This window comes from Arthrobacter sp. Soil_C_49, assembly GCF_057656635.1.
In genome coordinates this window covers 1-2,091 of the sequence record NZ_JBDGJZ010000028.1, presented here as the reverse complement: position 1 = coordinate 2,091, position 2,091 = coordinate 1, and the positions used below count along the sequence as shown (strand labels likewise).

At 58.3% G+C, this 2,091-nt stretch carries 1 protein-coding gene and 1 pseudogene; both read right to left on the bottom strand.

Features of this window, described 5'->3' with window-relative positions; all coding sequences use genetic code 11:
* Positions 1-149: 149 nt before the first annotated feature.
* On the bottom strand, positions 150-1,172 hold the full coding sequence (locus AC3A4Z_RS22555) for an Abi family protein (protein ID WP_498714541.1): 1,023 nt from the start codon (positions 1,170-1,172) through the stop codon (positions 150-152).
* A 265-nt stretch (positions 1,173-1,437) separates the two neighbouring features.
* A pseudogene (locus AC3A4Z_RS22550) lies at positions 1,438-2,003 on the bottom strand (recombinase family protein).
* Between the last annotated feature and the right edge of the window lie 88 nt (positions 2,004-2,091).

The window sequence follows — 2,091 nt, the reverse complement described above, 5'->3', positions numbered from 1 at the left end:
AGATTCCGTCAACCTGTGGCGCGGGACAAAGTCTGCGGATCACAATTTTCGCCGCGGAACGCAGGACGTTCTGCAATCAGAAAGCGCGACTTTGCTTTGGGGACCAATATGGGTTCATCCTCAAGGTCGTCGTTATCGGGGCACCAGGTTCAGGGCGTGGGTTTCCAGAGATCCAGGTCCGTCCACTGGACGGGAAAGCCCATGCTTACGTTAGGTGAAATGAGTTCGGACCCGTCCGGTGCTTGAAGCCTCAGGTCGAGTTTTCTGACTTGCGTCTTGAAGGTCAGGTTCCAGTTTGTACCACTTGAGTGTGATCTCAGCATGAAGGCCAAGACGGCGGCGTAGATGTAGAGCCTTTGATGTGGTTTCGGCGTAATCGTGAATTCGGGCTCGAGCAAGTGGTCCATGAGCACTCCGTCGGTATCGTGTTCGCGGAGCGCGAGTGAACGCTTGAAAGCCCGGTTGAAAAGACGCGAACCATGGGCACAGGCGTTTCGAAAATCAACCATCATGCGCAGGACTGCACCGAAGCGAGTGGGGTGGGCGAACCCAAACATGCGGGCCACGGCACGCGCGTCAGGGGTCTGCATGAGGTCGAAGAGGTATGGCAGATTTCCGAAGCTCAATACTTCAGTGACCGCCCAAATCGGTACATCTTGTTCCGGATACTTCAGCAAGTGGTGCTTGAGGAAGTCTTCGTCCTCCGCGCCGGCGTCGACGGCTTCCCGCCAAGTCTTCGTCCAGGCCTCAAACTTTGTGCGCTGGCCGGCTGCTCTATCGCATCGCTGAGCATCCAAAAATTCCTTGGACGCATGAGCCGCAACGTTTTTCGCAGCAAGTGTGTGAGCGATGGCAGCCCGTAAACGCACCTCGAATTCCAGAAGCCCCTCTTGGCAGACTCTGGCCAACTTGAAGTCGAAGGCTTCCAGCTTCATGACATGCTCGATGCTCGCACCAGCTATGTAATCGTCTGATCGGTACTGATGCAGACGCTCATTCACCTGGTCCGCCGGAAGCAACTGCCGGAAAACGTATCGGTACGCACCGGAACGGAAATAACCAACGCGAGTAAGGAAGTCGAGCGCCGCGGCACGGTCAGAAATTGCGAGGCCACGGGCTTCGAGCTGTTGAAGCAGCTCTTCGCGCTCTTTGAAATCCTTCGTATACTCCACACTTCACCGTTTGTCGCACAATGAAAATCGCCCCCTTGAGCCGAGGCTCAGAGGGGGGCGATGTCTGATAGATCGAATCTAACACAACCCACCCACAAAGTGGGTATGAGTACTGGGATGGCCGACCAACTGGCGCGAGCAACACTACCGCAGCAGGAACAGCCCGGCGCTAACTGCATGTACCTGCCCACGGGACTGATAAGGGATATTCCGTCAACCTGCTTGTCCCAACGGTGCTTGTGATCGCCGACCGTCAGGGATGGTTTTACGGGAGGGTGGTGAGCCGCAGGTACTGGTAAACCGTTTCCCGGCTGATGCCGTAATCGCGGGCCAGGATAGATTTCGGAACGCCGCCGGCGGCCCGCTGCGCCAACTCGGCTGCCCGCTCCGGCGTGAGAGTCTTCTTCCGCCCTTTGTAGGCACCGCGCTGCTAGCTAGGGCGATGCCTTCGCGCTGTCGCTCCCTAATGAGGGACCGTTCGAACTCAGCGAAAGCCCCCATGACCGAGAGCATTAGATTCGCCATAGGGGAATCCTCGCCAGTAAAGAGCAGATGCTCCTTGACGTACTCCACCCGCACGCCCTTGCGGGTGAGACCCTGAACCAGGGCGCGCAGGTCATCGAGGTTACGGGCGAGCCGGTCCATGCTGTGCACCACGACCGTATCGCCGTCGCGGGCGAACCCCAGCAATTCGGTCAGTTCCGGTCTGTCGGTATCTCTGCCGGATGCTTTGTCCGTGAAGACACGGTCCAGAACCAGCCCGTCGAGCTGGCGCTGCCCGTTCTGGTCCAGCGTGCTCACCCGCACATACCCAATTCGCCGACCCGCCACCGCTGCCTCCAACCGTGTTGGACTGAGTTCTAGGGCCTTCCTAGACGATCGTCAAGGGCCAAAGGTCTGGGGCGTCAGGTTGGGGTGT